This window comes from Rhizobium anhuiense bv. trifolii (genome assembly GCF_024346605.1).
GTDB lineage: Bacteria > Pseudomonadota > Alphaproteobacteria > Rhizobiales > Rhizobiaceae > Rhizobium > Rhizobium anhuiense.
In genome coordinates this window covers 4,101,166-4,118,935 of record NZ_CP098803.1, presented here as the reverse complement: position 1 = coordinate 4,118,935, position 17,770 = coordinate 4,101,166, and the positions used below count along the sequence as shown (strand labels likewise).

The 17,770-nt window shown below is 63.4% G+C and carries 15 protein-coding genes, 1 pseudogene and 1 riboswitch; of the genes and pseudogenes, 10 read left to right on the top strand and 6 right to left on the bottom strand.

The annotated features are described in order from the left end of the window. Nucleotides 1-47 precede the first annotated feature (47 nt). Nucleotides 48-1,226, bottom strand: a complete 1,179-nt coding sequence (locus tag NE851_RS28945; protein WP_063475372.1) for an acetate/propionate family kinase — start codon at nt 1,224-1,226, stop codon at nt 48-50. 113 nt (nt 1,227-1,339) lie between these two features. Here NE851_RS28945 and NE851_RS28940 point away from each other — a divergent pair. Further along, nucleotides 1,340-1,561 (top strand): annotated as a pseudogene (locus NE851_RS28940) (inorganic phosphate transporter); the annotation flags it as partial. Nucleotides 1,562-1,570: 9 nt separating this feature from the next. Here NE851_RS28940 and NE851_RS28935 read toward each other — a convergent pair. Together NE851_RS28935 and NE851_RS28930 are read right to left on the bottom strand one after the other, a co-directional pair. After that, nucleotides 1,571-3,142 (bottom strand): putative bifunctional diguanylate cyclase/phosphodiesterase, encoded by a 1,572-nt coding sequence (locus NE851_RS28935; protein WP_047616569.1) that lies wholly within the window; start codon nt 3,140-3,142, stop codon nt 1,571-1,573. Between the two features lie 544 nt (nt 3,143-3,686). After that, on the bottom strand, nt 3,687-4,241 hold the full coding sequence (locus NE851_RS28930) for a histidine phosphatase family protein (protein ID WP_047616570.1): 555 nt from the start codon (nt 4,239-4,241) through the stop codon (nt 3,687-3,689). Nucleotides 4,242-4,329: 88 nt separating this feature from the next. Next, a riboswitch (adenosylcobalamin (AdoCbl) riboswitch) is annotated at nt 4,330-4,472 on the top strand. 13 nt (nt 4,473-4,485) lie between these two features. Between NE851_RS28930 and NE851_RS28925 the strand changes: the two genes are divergently transcribed. From NE851_RS28925 to NE851_RS28915, 3 genes are all read left to right on the top strand, one after another. Continuing rightward, nucleotides 4,486-4,695, top strand: coding sequence for a CbtB domain-containing protein (locus NE851_RS28925; protein ID WP_047616573.1), 210 nt, complete (start codon nt 4,486-4,488; stop codon nt 4,693-4,695). Nucleotides 4,696-4,808: 113 nt separating this feature from the next. After that, on the top strand, nt 4,809-5,555 hold the full coding sequence (locus tag NE851_RS28920) for a CbtA family protein (RefSeq protein ID WP_097543134.1): 747 nt from the start codon (nt 4,809-4,811) through the stop codon (nt 5,553-5,555). 49 nt (nt 5,556-5,604) lie between these two features. After that, nucleotides 5,605-6,237 carry a hypothetical protein gene (locus tag NE851_RS28915; protein ID WP_183904059.1) on the top strand — a complete coding sequence of 211 codons (633 nt, stop codon included), beginning with the start codon at nt 5,605-5,607 and terminating at the stop codon, nt 6,235-6,237. Here NE851_RS28915 and NE851_RS28910 read toward each other — a convergent pair. Next, the gene (locus tag NE851_RS28910; RefSeq protein WP_127430769.1) at nt 6,222-6,884 is read right to left on the bottom strand and encodes a sulfite oxidase-like oxidoreductase; all 663 of its coding nucleotides are present in this window, start codon (nt 6,882-6,884) and stop codon (nt 6,222-6,224) included. The two genes, NE851_RS28915 and NE851_RS28910, sit on opposite strands and share 16 nt — an antisense overlap. A gap of 296 nt (nt 6,885-7,180) precedes the next feature. Here NE851_RS28910 and NE851_RS28905 point away from each other — a divergent pair, with 296 nt between their 5' ends. The 6 genes from NE851_RS28905 (at nt 7,181) to NE851_RS28880 (ending at nt 15,009) form a co-directional block, all read left to right on the top strand. Beyond that, nucleotides 7,181-8,977 carry a sensor histidine kinase gene (locus tag NE851_RS28905; protein ID WP_254959512.1) on the top strand — a complete coding sequence of 599 codons (1,797 nt, stop codon included), beginning with the start codon at nt 7,181-7,183 and terminating at the stop codon, nt 8,975-8,977. After that, nucleotides 8,974-10,308, top strand: coding sequence for a sigma-54-dependent transcriptional regulator (locus tag NE851_RS28900; RefSeq protein ID WP_029868281.1), 1,335 nt, complete (start codon nt 8,974-8,976; stop codon nt 10,306-10,308). The genes NE851_RS28905 and NE851_RS28900 overlap by 4 nt, the downstream gene beginning before the upstream one ends. Nucleotides 10,309-10,591: 283 nt before the next feature. Then, a complete protein-coding gene (locus NE851_RS28895) occupies nt 10,592-11,575 on the top strand; it encodes a tripartite tricarboxylate transporter substrate-binding protein (RefSeq protein WP_029868282.1) in 984 nt (327 codons plus the stop codon). Nucleotides 11,576-11,755: 180 nt separating this feature from the next. Next, entirely contained in the window at nt 11,756-12,217 is a 462-nt protein-coding gene (locus tag NE851_RS28890; RefSeq protein WP_029868283.1) for a tripartite tricarboxylate transporter TctB family protein, read from the top strand. A gap of 9 nt (nt 12,218-12,226) precedes the next feature. Beyond that, a complete protein-coding gene (locus NE851_RS28885) occupies nt 12,227-13,732 on the top strand; it encodes a tripartite tricarboxylate transporter permease (RefSeq protein ID WP_018243405.1) in 1,506 nt (501 codons plus the stop codon). Nucleotides 13,733-13,839: 107 nt separating this feature from the next. Beyond that, on the top strand, nt 13,840-15,009 hold the full coding sequence (locus NE851_RS28880; RefSeq protein ID WP_097545466.1) for a M20 aminoacylase family protein: 1,170 nt from the start codon (nt 13,840-13,842) through the stop codon (nt 15,007-15,009). Between the two features lie 54 nt (nt 15,010-15,063). Here NE851_RS28880 and NE851_RS28875 read toward each other — a convergent pair whose 3' ends face one another. Both NE851_RS28875 and NE851_RS28870 read right to left on the bottom strand, forming a co-directional pair. Next, on the bottom strand, nt 15,064-16,851 hold the full coding sequence (locus NE851_RS28875) for an adenine deaminase (RefSeq protein ID WP_097545467.1): 1,788 nt from the start codon (nt 16,849-16,851) through the stop codon (nt 15,064-15,066). Further along, nucleotides 16,848-17,768 (bottom strand): nucleoside hydrolase, encoded by a 921-nt coding sequence (locus tag NE851_RS28870; RefSeq protein ID WP_025570667.1) that lies wholly within the window; start codon nt 17,766-17,768, stop codon nt 16,848-16,850. Before NE851_RS28870 ends, NE851_RS28875 begins: the two co-directional genes overlap by 4 nt. Nucleotides 17,769-17,770: the final 2 nt, after the last annotated feature.

Sequence of the window (17,770 nt, the reverse complement as noted above, 5' to 3'; positions counted from 1 at the left end):
TTCAACGTCAATTCTATCGGCCGGCGTCAGCCTGTTATTGATCTGGATCATCCACCACGAAGAAGGGTCAGCGCCTCGTCGGCGATGACCTGCTCCTCATCGGTGGCGATGACATGAGCGGCGATGCGGCTTTCCCCAGTGCTGATCGTGAAATCATTGGCGGCATTGGCCTTTTCGTCGATCGCAAGGCCAAGCCAGGACAGCCGCTTGGCAACGCCGGCGCGGATCGCCGGTTGATGTTCGCCGATACCGGCGGTGAAGACGATGGCGTCAAGGCCGCCGAGTGTCGCCGCCATGCGGCCGATCTCGCCGGCGATGCGCAACGTAAAGAGGTCGATCGCCTGACGCGCCTCCGGCCGTCCATCCTTCAGCAGATCGCGCGTATCGGCGCTGATGCCGGAGACGCCGAGCAGGCCGGAGCGGTGATAGAGCAGGTCTTCGATCGCCTCGAAGGACTGTTTTCTCTCTCCGGCCAGATGCAGGATAACGCCGGGATCGAGCGGGCCTGGGCGTGTCGCCATCGGGATGCCGTCGAGCGTCGAAAAGCCCATGCTGCAATCGCGGCTGACGCCGCCGTCCAGCGCGCAGAGGCTGGCGCCGCTGCCGAGATGGGCGACGACGGTCTTTGCCGCGCGTGGCGCCTTGCGGGCAAGCTCGCCGGCGATGAATTTATAGGAGAGGCCGTGGAAGCCGTAGCGCTTGACGCCCTCGTCATGCAGCGCACGGGGAATGGCGAAGCGGCGAACGAGATCGTCCTGCGTGGCATGGAAGGCGGTGTCGAAGGAGGCCGTCTGGGTGAGATGCGGCTTCAGATGCCGGAGCGCGCGGATGAAACGCAGCGCCTGCGGCTGGTGCAGGGGCGCAAGCGGGGTCAGCGCATCGATCGCATCGATTGCTGCGTCGTCGAGGGCGATCACCTTCGTGAAGCGATCGCCGCCATGGACGACGCGGTGGCCGGCGGCGCGTGTGGCGGTCGTGTCGAAATGGTCGGCGAGATGCGCCAAGGTCTCGTCGATAACGCCGTGCAGGTCTTCCGTCATTTCGGCCTTCAATGGCATCTCGAATGTCTGCGATCCCCTGGTCAGGCCGAGCGAGAGCGGTTCGGCGCGGAAATCGATCACGCCCTTGCCGAGGCGTCGCGCCGCATCACCCTCCATCGTAAAAATGCCGATCTTGACGGTCGAGGAACCGGCATTGAAGGTCAGGAGGAGGTCGGTCGATGACATTCTCAGACTCCGCGCGGGCGTGACGATAGCTGAACTTAGCGTCGGGCCTCCTGACGGAAAGGGAATATTCGGGCCTCCACGTGTTTTTGCCGCCGCGCGGCAGCCGAAGTCGTGCGATGGTCACCATCGCTTCGGCCGATCATCTCGGCCTGCCGGTCTCGACCACGCGTGTGCTGTCGTCAGGCGTCGCCGGCACCATGGCGGCGAACGGTTCCGGCCTGCAATGGTCGACCGTGCGCGACATGCTGATGGCCTGGGTGCTGACGCTGCCGGCCTCGATTGCGATCGCCTTCGTGCCCTTCGTGCCCTTCGTGATCCTGCGCCAGGTGTTTTAAGACGTCCCGTCAGGCCGTCGAGGCCAGACTGGCATTGCGATCGCTGATGAAGATGCCCGCCTCGGCGGCGGGCATCGCCTTGCCGAAGAGATAGCCCTGGCCGATGTCGCAGCCGAGCTGCAGCAGGAAGGCGAGCTGCCCATGCTCCTCGACGCCTTCCGCGGTCGTCTTGATGTTGAGGCTCCGGCCGAGGCCGAGCATGGCGCGGACGATCTTTTCCTGGCGTTCGTCGTCGCGATAGGTGGCGATGAAGCTTTTGTCGATCTTGATCTTGTCGAAACGATAGCGGGCGAGCTGGGCGAGGCTCGAATAGCCGGTGCCGAAATCGTCGAGCGCGATCTGGATGCCGGCCGCATGCAGTTCGTCGAGAATGACGGCGGCGATGGCGGGATCCTGGATCAGCGCGTTTTCGGTGATCTCCACTTCCAGGCGCTGCGGCGGCAACCGGCTTGCCGAAAGCACCTTGAGGATGCGGGAGGTCAGCAGCCTGTCTTCCATCTGCACCGGCGAGACGTTGAAAGACAACATCACATGCTCCGGCCAGGTGAGTGCGTCGCTGCAGGCCTGGGCGAGAAGATCCTCGAACAATGCAGTGATCATGCCGGTTTCCTCGGCGATGCCGATGAAAACAGGCGGCGGGATGTTGACGCCATCGTCGCCGATCCAGCGCGCCAGCGCCTCGAAGCCGCAGAGCTGGCCGGTCTTCAGATCGATCAGCGGCTGGTAGAAGGGTTTGATCGCCTTGTTGGAGATCGCGGCGCGCAGCCTGGTTTCCAGTGCGGCGCGTTCGGTCACCTTGTCCTGCATCGAAGGTTCGAAGACGAAATAGTGGTTCGGTCCGCGTGATTTCGCCTCATACATGGCGAGGTCGGCACGGTGGGCGGCGTCTTCCAGTGGTTCGGCTCCCTCGGCCCAGCGGTCGTAGCCGACGCTGGCGCCGACCTCGACGGCAAAGCCATCGATATGGATCGGCCGGGTGACCGCCTGGATCAGCAGCTTGGCAAAACGCTCCTCGCGCTGCGCCGTCAGGGCGAAGGCGACGACGATGAATTCGTCGCCGCCGAAGCGATAGACGCAATCGGCATTGCCGAGTGCACAGATGCGTCTGGCAACCTCGATCAACAGGACGTCGCCGCCCTTGTGGCCCACGAGATCGTTGACTTTCTTGAAACCGTCGAGGTCGACGGAGAAGAGAGTGACGTTGCGATCCCACTCCTCGATCTCGGCCTCATCGTCCTTGATCGGCCGCGAGAGGATCTTGCGCTCGAAGGCGTAGCGGTTCGGCAGTTTGGTGAGATGGTCGTGGGTTGCGGTCCAATCGGCCTTTGCCTGGGCGGTGGCGCGCAGTTCCGTTTCCTTGCGCAGGTCGGCTATGCGCAGCACCGAATAGATGAAGCTCATGGCGCCGGCGATGCCGAGCGCCAGAACGAGCTTGTCGGCGCCGTACTCGCCGAAACCGGTCATGAAGTAGACAAGGCTGTCGTCAAGCTGCAACAGGGTGCAGAGGAGCCAGAGAGTAATCCCGAACCCGACGATCGAAACACATTGCCTTCCGGCCCTGCTCTGGAAAAATACCGGCACTGCGCCTTCTCCATCTCCACCCTTCGCGGAAGTAGCACGAAAGTCTGAAATGTTCGTTGAAACCAGAAGGCGAATTATCGGAGGCGGCAGCCTCCTGATGTGCCGTCGAGAGACCGTTGGCGCCAGAGGAAAACGCCGAGCGAGCCCTCTTCGTGGTTGGCAGAATGGCAGGTGCGGAAAAAACGAAGGCGAGCGTGCCATGGCATCGCTCGCCCTTTTTCGTGCTTCAGGCGGTGACGATCAGCAGCGGGACGCTGACGATGAGACCGACCAGAACTGTGACTGTGGCGACACGCATCAAACGCAGGCGCCGCGTGCGCTCCCCACTCCAATCATATGTCATTCTTCCATCTCCTTGGGATAAGGAAGTAGTCCCCGCGAAACCGGGTTCAACAGAGATGACGCGATTTGCTTGTGTAAGGCTGGATATGATCAGGACTCGCTAAAGCATCGGTCCGAAAATCGGAATCGATTTTCGGACAGCGCGATGCGAGGATTGAAAGTGTCCGAGCGTCCTTGTGCGTCCGAAAGGACGCACGGCGCTCTAATGCTGGAAGCGCAGAGACCAGCGTCGTCCATTGCTGGTCATGCGAATGACGGCGAGCGGCTCGATGTCGCTCAGCCAGAAAGAGGAGAGCGGCGCCTGAAGCACATGGGCGACCGCCGCCCGGATGACGGCTGCGTGACTGACGGCGATCACATGGCCGCCGAGGGCGGATTCGCTCTCCATCCAGTCGGCGACGCGTGTTCTCAAATCAAGAAGGCTCTCGCCGCCATGCGGGGCCGCTTCCGGATCGCTCATCCAGGCCATGAGGTTCTCAGGCTCTTCCGCCTCTATCGCGGCGATCGATCTGCCGGCCCAGCGGCCATGGTCGCAGTCGCGAAGCGCCGGATCGATCCGGGCTTGGAGGCGGAGCGCGTCAACAGTCTGGCGGGCGCGCAAAGCGGGGCTCGTGGCAACGCGATCGGCGCGGGGCAGGGCGGCCATCCTGTCGGCTTCTTCCGCCGCCTTGCCTTCCAGCGGTTCGTCGAGCGGGAACAGGGCCTTGCGGCTCGCCATCGTCGCGCCGTGGCAGATCCAGGTGAGGCGCGTATTCACGGTCGTTCTGATCTCCCGGAGTGCGGCTGTAGCGGCGCAGGACGGCCCTTGGCCGGCTTGTGAAGTTTCGTTGACAGTCTCTTCGGCGTGCAGATATAACCGTGCTGTTGCGGGTTTGGAAGCCGGTGGAAATCCGGCGCGGTCGCGCCACTGTGACCAGCGTGTCGAAAGCTCTTCGCGCTGGAAGTCAGACCCTACTGCACAAGCACTCTTTCGACTGAACGCGTCATTCCCGGAGGAATACATGTCTGACACCACTTTTGCGCCCGTCGCGGCACCGGCGCCGATCCCCCTGGGAGAGATCCTGCCATGGGCGATCTTCGGTGGCCTGCTGATGCTCATCGTTCTCTATTTTGTCGGCACCGAGGAAGGCGCGATGGCGCTGTTCAACGGGATGTATGTGCACGAATTCGTGCATGACGGCCGTCATCTCCTCGGCTTTCCCTGCCACTAAAGCGCGTCGCGATCTTTCAGATTCGCGCCTCACTTTAGGTCTTTGTTTTCGCATGTCGTTATCGCAAAATCGCTGCACACTTTTGCGCGACATGCTTTAGGGGAGTTCCTGACATGGTTGGAAATCTTCTGCTTCGCGGCATGCTCGCGGGCCTGATTGCTGGCATCCTCGTTTTCGCTTTTGCGCATATCTTCGGCGAGCCGCTGGTCGATGCGGCGATCGCCTTCGAGGAGGCGAGTGCCCAGGCGGCCGGTGAAGCTGCCGAACCTGAAATCGTCAGCCGCGCCACGCAGGCCGGTCTCGGCCTTTTCACCGGCGTCATGGCCTACAGCGTTGCCGTTGGCGGGCTCTTCGCTCTCGCCTTCGCTTTCGTGCACGGCCGTTTCAGCAGCCTTTCGGCGCGCGGCACCTCGGCCGTCATCGCCATTGCCGCCTTCGTGGCGATCGTCCTCGTTCCCGGTATCAAGTATCCGGCCAACCCGCCGGCGGTCGGCAATCCCGATACGATCGGCGTCAGGACCGAACTGTTCTTCCTGATGATCGTCGTCTCGCTCGCCGCGCTGATTGCCGCGGTGGCGCTGTCGCGCCGCCTCGCGGAGCGTTTCGGTCTCTGGAATGGCGCGATCATCGCCGGCATCGCTTATCTCGTCTTCATCGGCGTCGTGCTCTATCTGCTGCCGCCGATCAACGAGCTGCCGGAGAACTTCTCGGCGATGGTCCTCTGGCGGTTCCGCACGACTTCGCTCGGCATGCATGTGATCCTCTGGACAACCTTGGGCCTTACCTTCGGAGTGCTGGCGGAAAAGCGGCTTGCCGTTAAGGACGGTCAACGCGGCCGGCCGGCAACGGCATTTCACTGAACGCATCGAAGGGCGCCGCTTGCCGGCGCCCTGAACTTTTCGGGCGGCCATGACAAGCAGCAGAACCATACCACTCGTGTCGACGGCGTTAGCCACCGCCGTCTTTTTTTGTGTGGTTGCTGGAAGCGCTCTTGCCCATAGCCCTAGCGGCGGCGGCAGCCATACCGGACTGGATATTCCGGAAATTTCCCATGGCGAGATGGCGGTGATTGCAGACTATCGCAGTGGGATCATCGATCTTGCTTCCCGTGCAGTCGATACCAACGAGCCGTTCCGCCGCGTCCTGAACTATGCCGAGATCCAGTATTCCTATTGTCTCTGGGGCCGGGTGCCGGGCAGCGTGACGGACGAGGAAAGCCCGTTCAACGAATGCGCCCATGCCTATCTCGCGGCGGCCAAGGCGGTCTTGCTGTCGATGCGCGAGATGCCGCAAGAGAGGGCTGCCGCGAATGAAATCATTTCCGCCGTCGACGCCGACATGACGCGGCGCGGCCTTGCGCTCGTCACCTGCCGGTTCAGCGGCGAGGCCTTCAACACCGCCGATGTCATCAAGCCACACTGGGGCAAGGTGCCACTTCATCCAGCCAGCATGGCGTCGCTGACCGGGCTCGCTGCATTGTTCGGCCTTGGTTTTTTTGGGCTTCGCCACTTCCTGCGGCCGAAGGCTCAATCGTCGGAATAGCGCTGCTCGCGCCATGGATCGCCGTAGATATGGTAGCCGTTCTTTTCCCAGAAGCCGGCTTCGTCGTCGGGCATCAGCTCGATGCGGCGCAGCCATTTGGCGCTCTTCCAGAAATAGAGATGCGGCACGACCAGGCGCATCGGGCCGCCGTGTTCCGGCGTCAGCGGCAGGCCTTCCCAGGCGGTGGCAAGGATCGCATCCTCGGCGGCGAAATCGGCGAGCGGCAGGTTGGTGGTATAGCCGTCATAACTCGTCAGCATGACGTAACCAGCTTCGGGTTTCGGCATGGCGAGGTCGAGAAGATCGCGCGTCGAAACGCCCTTCCATTTGTTGTCGTAGCGCGACCATGTGGTGACGCAGTGAATATCGCTCATCCTGGTGCTCTGCTCGATCGCCTGGAAGGCGGCCCAGGTGAGGGTGAGCGGTGTTTCGACGAGGCCGCGCACGTCGAGCCGCCAAGTCTCTGTGGAGACAACAGGCTGCTGGCCGAGATCGAGCACCGGCCAGTTTTTGACGAGGTGCTGGCCGGGCGGCAAACGCTCGGTTTCAGGTCGGCTGATGCGGCCGGTCAGGAACTTGCCCTCGGCCGCCCAGCGACGCTTGGATGTGGTGAGCTTGCTGTCGGCGGGGGTCTGATCGTCGCTCATGATGGGCTTCCTTGCGATGCAGCAATAGGATATCCGCGCTCGTTAAGTGTCAAGTTTCGGCAGGCCCTTGGAAAACCTTGCCGGGGTTATTAGAGCGTCCTTTGTACGTCCTTTCGGACGCACAAAGGACGCTCTAGCATTTTGAATCTACGCGTCGTGCTTTCTGAAAATCGATTCCGATTTTCGGGCCGATGCGCTAGACTTGCCGTTGTTGGGTATGCCTTGCTGGGGAGTGGAGGCAGAAAGGGGAGGAGCCGGATCTGTCTTCGAGATATCGTGCGATAGCGGCGTTGCTCATGGTGCCGCTGATCATCTTCGCCTTCTTCACCTATGGAAGCGCGATTGCGACACGCGCTTATATGGGGGAAGCCTCGGCGCAGGCAGGAACGGCGCTGCGCCTTGCCGTGTCGGCGCTCAGCGGCCACCTCAACCGCTACGAGGCGCTGCCGGCGCTGATTGCCGATCACGACGACATCAAGGAACTGGTGAGCGCGCCTGAGGATGCGGCGCTACGCGATGCCGCCAATCTCTATCTCAAGGAGATCAACGGGCTGCTGAAATCCTCCGACATCTATGTGGTCAAACCGGATGGCGAGACGATCGCGGCGAGCAATTACGACGGACCGGGAAGCTTCGTCGGACAGAATTTCAGCTACCGGCCCTATTTTCAGGATGCGATCGCAGGCCGGCAGGCAAGGTTCTACGCGCTCGGCACCACCTCGCTGAAGCGCGGCTATTATTTTGCCGCGCCGATCCGGACCGGCGCGGATATTCGGGGCGTCATCGTTTTCAAAGTCGATATCGACATGATCGAATCCTCCTGGGGCGGCGGCGAATACAAGATCTTCGTCTCCGATCCGGAGGGCATCATCTTCATGTCCGGCAGCCCCGAATGGCTCTATGGCGCCATCCTGCCGCTGACGGCCGATCGCATCGCACGCACCGAAGCGTCGCGGCGGTATGCCAATGCCAGGCTGACGGCGTTGCCGGTGACGCGTCAGCGCTTAGAGCCGCATGAGTTGATGACGCTCGCCGGCGAGCGCGGCTCGAGCGAATATCTGGTGCTCTCGCATTACATGCCGGCCGAGGACTGGACCGTGAACGTGCTGATGGAGACGAGTTCCATCCGCGCCCAGGCGCGCACCGCGCTTGCGGCGGTCTTTCTCATCCTCTGCATTGCCGGGCTCGCAGTCGCGGTCATTCGCCAGCGGCGGGCGCGGCTTGCCGAGCGCATGCAGATGCAGGCCGACGCCCGCAACGAGCTGGAGCGGCGCGTCGAGGAACGCACAGCCGATCTTGCCCGCGTCAACAGCCGCATTGAAGAAGAGATCGCCGAGCGGCGCCTGACCGAGCAACAGCTCCGCCAGACACAGGCCGATCTGATCCAGGCCGGAAAGCTCGCCGGCCTCGGACAGATGTCGGCCGCTCTTTCGCACGAGTTCAACCAGCCGCTCGCCGCGGCGAAGACCTATACGGACAGCGCCTCCGTGCTCATCGATCGGGGCCGGACGGAGGAGGCGCGGGACAATATCCGGCGTATCGGCGGGCTCATCGACCGCATGGCGGCGATCAGCCGGCACCTGCGCAACTTCGCCCGCAAACCGAACGAGAAGCTCGGCTCGGTTTCTCTCGACGAAGCGATGCATGACACGCTCGAGATCATCGCCTGGCGGCTAAAGGCGGCGGATGCCGAACTCCTGCTCGATCTAGGCCCACGTCCGCCCGTCGTGCGCGCCGGTTCGGTGCGTCTGCAACAGGTGCTGGTGAACGTGATCTCGAATGCGGCCGATGCGGTGGAAGGGCTGGACGACAGGCGTATCGAGGTTTCGGCCTTCGAGGAGGCCGGCAAAGTGGTGCTGACGGTGCGGGATCACGGGCCGGGCGTGCCGGCGGCGATTGCCCAGCGTATCTTCGATCCCTTCTTCACGACGAAGGGCGTCGGCAAGGGGCTCGGCCTCGGGCTTTCGATCTCCTACAACATCATCAAGGATTTTGGCGGCAGCCTTGAGGCGGCCAATCATCCCGAAGGGGGCGCGGTGTTCCGCATCGAGCTGCAGTCGGCGGCAGGGCTGATGCCGGAGGCGGCGGAATGAACGATGCGAAGATCCTGCTGGTTGACGACGAGGAGGAATTGCGCCGCTCGACGGCGCAGGCGTTGGAGCTCTCCGGCTTCAGCGTCGAGACCTTTTCGAACGGCGACCACGTGCTGGAGCTGATCGGCTACAGCTTTCCCGGTGTCGTCGTCAGCGACATCCGCATGCCCGGCATGGACGGCATGACGCTGATGCAGAAGATCCGCGAGCTCGATCCAGAGGTACCGGTCATTCTTGTCACCGGCCACGGCGACGTGCAGCTCGCGGTGAAGGCGATGCGCGAAGGCGCCTATGATTTCATCGAGAAGCCGTTCACGCCCGAAATGCTTGCCGGCGTCATCCGCCGGGCGATGGAGCGGCGCGGCCTCGTGCTCGAAAACCGGCTGCTGAAAGCGGTCGCCGGCAAACGCGACGATATCGAGGCGCGGCTGCCGGGGCGCACGCAGGTGATGGTGGATTTGCGCTACCGTATCCGGGCGATCGGGGCGAGCGATGCCGATACGCTTATCGTCGGCGAAACGGGAGCCGGCAAGGAAGTGGTGGCCCGGGCGCTCCACGATATCAGCGCCCGGGCAAGCCGGCCGTTCATCGCGATCAATTGCGCCGCACTGCCGGCAAACCTGATCGAGAGCGAACTCTTCGGCCATGAGGTGGGGGCCTTTCCGGGCGCGGTGAGGCCGCGCTACGGAAAATTCGAACACGGGCGCGGCGGCACGATCCTGCTCGACGAGATCGGCTCCATGCCCTTCGACCTGCAGGCCAAGTTCCTGCGGGTACTGCAGGAGCGGGTGATCTCGCGGCTCGGATCGAACGAAGTGGTGGCGCTCGACGTGCGGTTCATCGCCACAAGCAAGGTCGATCTGGAGGCGGAGGTGGCAGCCGGGCGCTTCCGCGCCGACCTCTTCTATCGGCTGAACGTTGCGACGCTGCACGTGCCGTCGCTGTCGCAGCGGCGGGCGGACGTTCCGCTGCTTTTCCTGCAACTGGTGCGGGAGGCGGCGGCCCGCTACGGCCGCGACGAGATGCCCGTGCCGCCGGAGGTGATCTCCGACATTGCCCAACGCGACTGGCCCGGCAATGTGCGTGAATTGAGGAACGCCGCCGACCGGCTGGTCCTCGGTCTCGACAATGGCGGGCGGCAGGCCGAGGAGGCGACGGGGCTTGCGGAACGCGTCGCTGAATTCGAGCGAGGGGTGATTGCAACCGCGCTGGTGGCGCATGGCGGCAGCCTCAAGGCGGTCTATGAGTCACTCGGCATTTCCCGCAAGACCCTCTATGAAAAGATGCAGAAATACGGTCTCGACAAGCGGATGATGATTATCGAAAGCTGACTGCTTTCGGAAAATGCCTGTTTTCCGAGTGACGATTCCGGCTGTGGCCGCGCACTCTTTCCAATCTCAAGTCGATTGTCCTCCGGTGCGATGGGTGGATTTCCACCCATCGCACCGGCCGTTTGTTTCCGAATCGACCCATGCTGCATTGCACTTTTGCAAAATCGCCTTTCGAAAGCGGCTGCAATGATTGCAGGTCGATTTTTCCCGGCGGCAAATAGGCCATCCCAACCGGCGCGGAGGATGTGTCGGCGGGCTTGCTTGTTTCATCAGGGAGGAAACGATGAAAATACTGAAGGCCATGCTCGGCCTGACCGCGGCTGCCGCGGTCTCTCTTCTCGCCGGCGTCGCTTCGGCGCAGACCTATCCCGAGCGCACCATTACCATGGTCGTGCCGTTTGCGGCCGGCGGCCCGACCGACACCGTGGCGCGCCTGGTCGCAGAATCCATGTCGAAGGATCTCGGCCAGCAGATCGTCGTCGAAAATGTCGGCGGCGCCGGCGGCACGCTCGGCGCCGGCCGCGTGGCAAATGCCGATCCCGACGGTTACACCATTCTGCTGCACCATATCGGCATGGCGACCAGCGCCACGCTCTACCGCAAGCTCGCCTACGACACGCTCGGCGCTTTCGATTATGTCGGCCTCGTCACCGAAGTGCCGATGACGATCGTTGCACGCAAGGACATGGAGCCGACCGACCTCAAGGGGCTGATCGACTATATCAAGGCCAACAAGGACAAGGTGACGGTCGCCAATGCCGGCATCGGTGCGGCTTCGCATCTCTGCGGCATGATGTTCATGAGCGCCATCCAGACACCGCTGACGACCGTGCCCTACAAGGGTACCGGCCCTGCCATGACCGACCTGCTCGGCGGCCAGGTCGACGTCATGTGCGACCAGACGACCAACACGACCAAGCAGATCCAGGGCGGCACGATCAAGGCTTATGCCGTAACCTCGCCCAAGCGCCTCGACGTGATGAAGGACATTCCGACGGCCGTCGAAGCCGGCCTGCCGGGTTTTGAAGTCGGCATCTGGCATGGCATCTATACGCCGAAGGGCACGCCGGCCGAGATCAACGAGCGTCTGTCGAAATCGCTGCAGGTGGCGCTGAAGGATCCGAATGTCGGCGCCCGCTTTGCCGAGCTCGGCACCGCACCATCCTCAGACGCCGATGCGACGCCGGCCGCACTGAAAGCCAAGCTCGAAAGCGAGATCGCCCGTTGGAAAACGGTGATCGAGGCCGCTGGCGAATATGCCGACTAAGGCTTGTCCTCGTCCGGGCATGCCGGACGAGCCCCTCATCCTAACCTACTGGGGTCGAGCCACTTGTCTGGACCCGTCCTCCGGACCCCCGTTTACGGGGAGAGGGTGGCGGCAGGCGGATGAGGGGCTAGCTCCTTTGCCGCGGCGTGACGTGAACCATCTCCAACCCCAGGAGACACCATGAAATCCATCAGTTTCGATACCACCAATGCGATCTGCGGCGCGCTTTTCGTCGCCTCCGGGGCTTTCTTCGCCATCCAGTCGCTGGGGCTCGACCTCGGCACGACGGTGCGTATGGGGCCAGGCTATTTTCCGTTGCTGCTTGCCGGTGTGCTCGTGCTTCTCGGTGCGATCATCTTCATTCAGGCCCTTCGGGTCGAGGGCGAGCCGATCGACCCGTTTGCCTGGCGCGGCATGCTCTTCATCCTGCCGGCGCCAGTCTTTTTCGGGCTGACCGTGCGCGGGCTCGGCTTCGCACCGTCCTTGTTCCTCACCGCCTTCATCGCCTGTTTCGCATCGCAAAAGATGAACCTGTTCTTTGCGATCGTGCTGTCGTTGCTGCTGACGATCTTTTCGGTCGCGGTGTTCAGCTACGGGCTCGGCTTGCCGTTCGAGCGTTTCGGCCCCTGGGTCCGGTTCTAGGAGGCGATGATGGATCTTTTCAGCAATCTCGCGCTCGGCTTTGCGACAGCCGGCACTCCGGAAAACCTGTTCTTCTGCCTGATCGGCGTGCTGCTCGGCACGCTGATCGGCGTGCTGCCCGGCATCGGCGCCACGGCGACGATCGCCATGCTCTTGCCGATCACCTTCCAGCTCGAGCCGGTTTCGTCGCTCATCATGCTCGCCGGCATCTATTACGGCGCGCAGTATGGTGGCTCGACGACGGCGATCCTCATCAACATGCCGGGCGAATCTTCCTCGGCCGTCACCGCGATCGACGGTTACCAGATGGCGCGCAAAGGCCGGGCCGGCGCAGCGCTTGCGATCGCCGCGCTCGGCTCGTTCTTCGCTGGCACCGTGTCGACCTTTCTCGTCGCGATCTTCGCGCCGCCGCTCACCGCAATCGCGCTGCAATTCGGCTCGGCGGAATATTTCTCGCTGATGATCGTCGGCCTCGTCTCCTCGATCGCACTGGCGCATGGTTCCGTTGTCAAGGCCTTAGCGATGGTGGCGCTCGGGCTGCTGCTCGGCCTTGTCGGCACCGACATCTATACCGGCACGCCGCGCTTCACGCTCGGCATCCGTGAATATGCAGACGGGCTGAATTTCGTGGCGCTCGCCGTCGGCGTTTTCGGGGTGGCGGAAATCCTGCGCAACCTCGAGGGCGAATCGACACGCACGGTGCTGATGGCCAAGGTGTCCGGCCTGCTGCCGTCGCGCCAGGAATTCAAGGAGATGATCGCACCGGTCATTCGCGGCACGGCGATCGGTTCGGCGCTCGGCATCCTGCCGGGCGGTGGCGCCATCCTTGCCTCCTTCGCCTCCTATACGGTGGAAAAGCGGATGTCGAAGACGCCGGAGGAATTCGGCAAGGGTGCGGTTGCCGGCGTCGCAGGGCCGGAATCGGCAAACAATGCCGGTGCGCAGACCTCGTTCATTCCGCTGCTCACGCTCGGCATTCCTGCCAATCCCGTCATGGCGCTGATGATCGGCGCGATGATCATTCAGGGCATCGTGCCGGGTCCGAATGTCGCCACCGAGCAGCCGGCGCTGTTCTGGGGCATCATCGCCTCGATGTGGATCGGCAACCTGATGCTGGTCATCCTCAACCTGCCGCTGATCGGGCTCTGGGTGAAATTGTTGACCGTGCCTTACTACGTGCTCTTCCCGGTCATCATGGCTTTCTGCTCGATCGGGGTCTACAGCGTTAATGCCAACGTCTACGACCTCTATGCCGTCGCCTTCTTCGGGCTCATCGGCTATGTGCTGGCCAAGCTTCGCTGCGAGCCGGCGCCGCTTCTGCTCGGCTTCGTGCTCGGGCCGCTGCTCGAGGAGAACCTGCGGCGGGCCATGATCCTCTCGCGCGGCGATCCGACGACTTTCGTCACGCGGCCGATCAGCGCCATTCTTCTGGCCATTGCGGTTGCCGTCCTCATCGTCGTCTTCCTGCCGAGCGTCAAGAAGAAGCGCGAGGAGGTGTTCGTCGAAGAGGCGTAAGGGTTGAACTCGCGCCTTGTTTGATGAACAACGGATGATCTGAGGCGGGCGCCGGTTGGGTGCCCGTTTCGCATGACAGGATATCCAGGCCCCAGGAGCATCGCCCGATGAGCATTCCCGCCCGGATCGAGGACGATCTGCCGTTTCTCATGGCCTTGCGCCGCGACCTGCACGCCCATCCCGAACTTGGTTTCGAGGAAGAGCGCACCGCCGGCATCGTCGCGAGGCTTCTCGATGATGCCGGTATCACCGTGCATCGCGGCCTCGGCGGCACCGGCGTGGTCGGTACGTTGCAGGTCGGGAGGGGCGCGCGCAGGATCGGGCTACGCGCCGATATGGATGCGCTCGCCATGCCCGAGCTGGTGGAGCGGCCTTATAAATCGACCATACCCGGCAAGATGCACGCCTGTGGGCACGATGGACATACGGCGATGCTTCTTGGCGCCGCGCGGCATCTGGCGGTGACTCGGAATTTTTCCGGCACGGTGCATTTCATCTTCCAACCCGCCGAAGAGGGGCGGGGCGGAGCCAGGCGCATGGTCGAGGAGGGGCTGTTTCGGCTTTTTCCTTGCGATGCCGTTTATGGATTGCACAATATGCCAGGACTTGCGGTCGATGAGATCGCCGTGGTCGAGGGGCCGCAGCTTGCCTCCTCCGATAGCTGGCGCACGACCTTTCGTGGGACCGGCACACACGGCGCCAAGCCACATCTCGGCCGCGATTCGATCACGGCCGCCGGCACTTTCCTGTCGTCGCTGCAGACGATCGTCGGACGGGTGGTCGATCCGCTGCAGCCGGCCGTCGTCAGCGCCTGCTCCTTGCAGGCAGGTGACCCGAAGGCGCTGAACGTCATTCCGGATATGGTCGAGATCGGCGGAACGGCGCGAGCTTATTCGCCCGAGGTGCGCGATCAATTGGAGACCGAGATCGGCCGATTGGCGCATGGCACTGCTTCTATGTACGGCATATCAGTCGACTATGCATTCGAGCGGCGGATTCCGCCTGTCATCAATGATCCGGATGCGACCGCGCGGGCGCTCGCAGCGGCCCGATCGGCGTTCGGCGGAAAGGTGCTGACAAGCTTTCCGCCGTCGACGGCGGGCGACGATTTCGCTTTCTTCGCGCAGAATGCGCCGGGTTGTTACGTCTGGCTCGGCAATGGGCCGGCGGTGGACGGGGCGTTGCATCACAATACGGCTTATGATTTCAACGATGGGGCGCTTGGATACGGGGCGGCTTATTGGGTGGCGCTGGTGGAGCGGGAGTTGAAGGCATAACTGGTGTTTGGGCTACAGCAGCACTCCTTCACATTATGATCTGTGCGTCTTGACTTACCAATCTTCCAGCACCGGACTCTCCATCACTTTCCCCGTCACCACATCGGCAATCCCGCGGTCCGTCTGGTGCGGGCCGGCATTGCAGGCGAGAGTGGCGCCGAAGCAGGCCTTGAAGACCCGATAGGGCGGTTTCCAGTCGACGATCTTGTCCATGGCCTTGCGGATATCGGTAAAGGCCAGGGCTGTGTCCTCAAGCGCTGCATCCGTCACCAGGCCGGAGAGTGGCAGCGGCAGGAGCGCTTCGATCCGGCCGTCTTTGGCGACCGCCATGCCGCCGCCGGCTGATATGACGGCGTTGGCGGCGAGCATCATGTCGCGCGCATTGCCGCCGAAGACGGTGAGGTTGTGGCTGTCATGCGAGACGGTGGTGCAGAAGGCGCCGCGCCATTCGCCCCAGCCGGTGAGGAAACCGACGCGTGGGGTGCCGTCGGCCTTGCCGTGACGATGGGCGACGGCGATCATGGCGCTGCCGGCCGGCGGCACGACGAAACCATCCCGCACCTCGGTTTCGACCTCGCCCCATTGCGTGAAGCGTGGCCGGTCGATGGTGGCGACACGGACACGCTCGCCCGTCGCCGGAATGCGGAAATCATCCTCGGTCAGCGGCGGCAGCTTCACCGAATTGACGAGCGGCGCCGTATCAATCTGCTGGACGGCACGCTGCATGCGGCCGTTGTGAGCGACGACGCGGCCGCCTGATACGACCAGCCGCGCCCGGAAATCCGTAAGGTCCTCGAAGAGCACGATGTCGGCCCGGCGGCCCGCGGCGACAAGGCCGAGATCGGGACGCTTCAGACGCTGTGCGGCGTTGAAGGTCGCGGCCCGGATCGCCCAGTCCGGCTTCATGCCGTAGCGCACCAGGCGCCTGACGACGTCGTCGAGGCCGCCGCCTTCCTGAAGCTCATCGGGAAAAACGTCGTCGGTGCAGAGCGTCACGGTCGGGGGCAGGTGGCCGAGACCGTTCAGAACCTCGACGAATTCCCGCAACAGATGATCGTGAGAGCCGCGCAGCTCGATTGTCAGGCCGGCGGAAAGCTTGGAGAGGAGATCGGCGCCGGAGGTGAGTTCATGGTCGGAGGTGATGCCCGATGCCATGAAAGCGTTGAGATCGGCGCCTTCGAGGCCGCGTGCGTGGCCGCAGACAAGCTTGCCGGCGGCAAGGCCGGCATTGACGATATCAGTCATGCGTGGATCGCCGTCGATGACGCCGCGCATATTCATGACCTCGGCGACGCCGCCGACTGTCGAGGAGCGCAGCATTTCGGCGACGACGGTGGCATCGAAATCGGCGCCGGCAAGTTCCAGGCCCGGCGCAGACGGCACGCAGGAGGGGGCGAGCAGGATCATGCGCAGCGGCAGGGAACGCGCGGCCTCGATCGCCCAGCGCACGCCGTCGAGACCATGGACGTTGCCGAATTCATGCGGATCCCAGACGATTGATGTGACGCCGCGCGGCAAAACGGCGCTAGCATATTCGGCCGGTGTCACCATCGAACTTTCGACATGCATGTGCGTGTCGATCAGGCCGGGCGTCAGGATGCTGCCCGTCGCATCGATGATCTCGGCGGCATCCGTTCGGCTTGCCGGCGCATGGACACTGGCGATCAGCGCACCGACAAGGCCGATATCGGTCTCGCGGATCAGGCCCGTCACCGCATCGAGCAACCGGCCGCCGGTGATCAGCACGTCGAAGGGGGCATCGCCGCGCGCAGCAGTAACGGCGCGGGCGCGCAAAGCGGGATCATTGAGGTCGGCGGGTTCCTGGCGAGGGCTGGCGTTCATTTGCGGGCCTCGTTGACCAGGGCAGCGAGAATGATGACACGGGCCATGTCAGCATCGATGTCGGCGGCGAATTGGGCATTGAAACTCGCATGTGTGGCGCGGGTCTCGACAACGGTGCGGCCACGGGTGAGGGCGCCCTGCAGCTCGACGTCGATGCGCGCGGGACGGAAGCTGACGATATCGGGGGCGACAAAGGCGACGGCGGCGGAGGGATCGTAGATCGCCATGGCGGGGCGGCCGCGGCTGGTGGCGATGCGGATATAGCCTGAGAACATATCCGCGATCAGCTCGGCATTGGCGCCGCCGGCATTGCGCACCGGCTCGGCATCCTCGGGCCTTGCCAGCACCTTGCGGCAGAGATCGAGATCGACCATGCGCAGCGGCAGGCCGTGGGCAATGACGATCGAAAGCGCTTCCGGGTCGGCAAGTGCGTTGAACTCGGCGGAGGCCGTATGGTTGCCTGATGTGACGCCGCCGCCCATCCAGACGAGTTCGGTGATGCGGGCGGCAAGATCAGGCCGGGCGAGCGCCACGGCAGCGATGTTGGTGAGCGGGCCGAGCGCCAGGATGCGGTGCTGGCCCTGGCGTTCCAGCCAGCGGCAGAGCCCTGTGAAGGCATCGCTTTCGGCAAGGGCGGGTGCCTGCGGCAGGCTCTTGCCTGATGTCGGGATGCCGGTTTCCCCAAGGATCGCCTGAGCGGTCTCAAGCTTGCCGAGAACGGGCATGGCGCGACCGGTGTGGATGGGGAAGTTCCAGCCGAAGGCGCTGGCGGCGCCGGCGGCATTCATTCTTACCTGCGGCAGCGGCGTATTGCCGAAGACCAGCGATAGGCCGTCGATCTCGAATTCCGACTGTCCCACCACCAGAATGGCGGCGATGTCGTCGAAGCCCATGTCCGTGTCGATCCAGACGCCCATGA

Bases quoted from the DNA above. Each gene is read 5' to 3' on its own strand.
- NE851_RS28945 (WP_063475372.1), bottom strand. From the start codon at position 1,226: ATGTCATCGACCGACCTCCTCCTGACCTTCAATGCCGGTTCCTCGACC.
- NE851_RS28925 (WP_047616573.1), top strand. From the start codon at position 4,486: ATGTCTGACACCACTTTTGCGCCCGTCGCGGCACCGGCGCCGATCCCC.
- NE851_RS28920 (WP_097543134.1), top strand. From the start codon at position 4,809: ATGGTTGGAAATCTTCTGCTTCGCGGCATGCTCGCGGGCCTGATTGCT.
- NE851_RS28915 (WP_183904059.1), top strand. From the start codon at position 5,605: ATGACAAGCAGCAGAACCATACCACTCGTGTCGACGGCGTTAGCCACC.
- NE851_RS28910 (WP_127430769.1), bottom strand. From the start codon at position 6,884: ATGAGCGACGATCAGACCCCCGCCGACAGCAAGCTCACCACATCCAAG.
- NE851_RS28905 (WP_254959512.1), top strand. From the start codon at position 7,181: ATGGTGCCGCTGATCATCTTCGCCTTCTTCACCTATGGAAGCGCGATT.
- NE851_RS28900 (WP_029868281.1), top strand. From the start codon at position 8,974: ATGAACGATGCGAAGATCCTGCTGGTTGACGACGAGGAGGAATTGCGC.
- NE851_RS28895 (WP_029868282.1), top strand. From the start codon at position 10,592: ATGAAAATACTGAAGGCCATGCTCGGCCTGACCGCGGCTGCCGCGGTC.
- NE851_RS28890 (WP_029868283.1), top strand. From the start codon at position 11,756: ATGAAATCCATCAGTTTCGATACCACCAATGCGATCTGCGGCGCGCTT.
- NE851_RS28885 (WP_018243405.1), top strand. From the start codon at position 12,227: ATGGATCTTTTCAGCAATCTCGCGCTCGGCTTTGCGACAGCCGGCACT.
- NE851_RS28880 (WP_097545466.1), top strand. From the start codon at position 13,840: ATGAGCATTCCCGCCCGGATCGAGGACGATCTGCCGTTTCTCATGGCC.
- NE851_RS28875 (WP_097545467.1), bottom strand. From the start codon at position 16,851: ATGAACGCCAGCCCTCGCCAGGAACCCGCCGACCTCAATGATCCCGCT.
- NE851_RS28870 (WP_025570667.1), bottom strand. From the start codon at position 17,768: ATGGGCGTCTGGATCGACACGGACATGGGCTTCGACGACATCGCCGCC.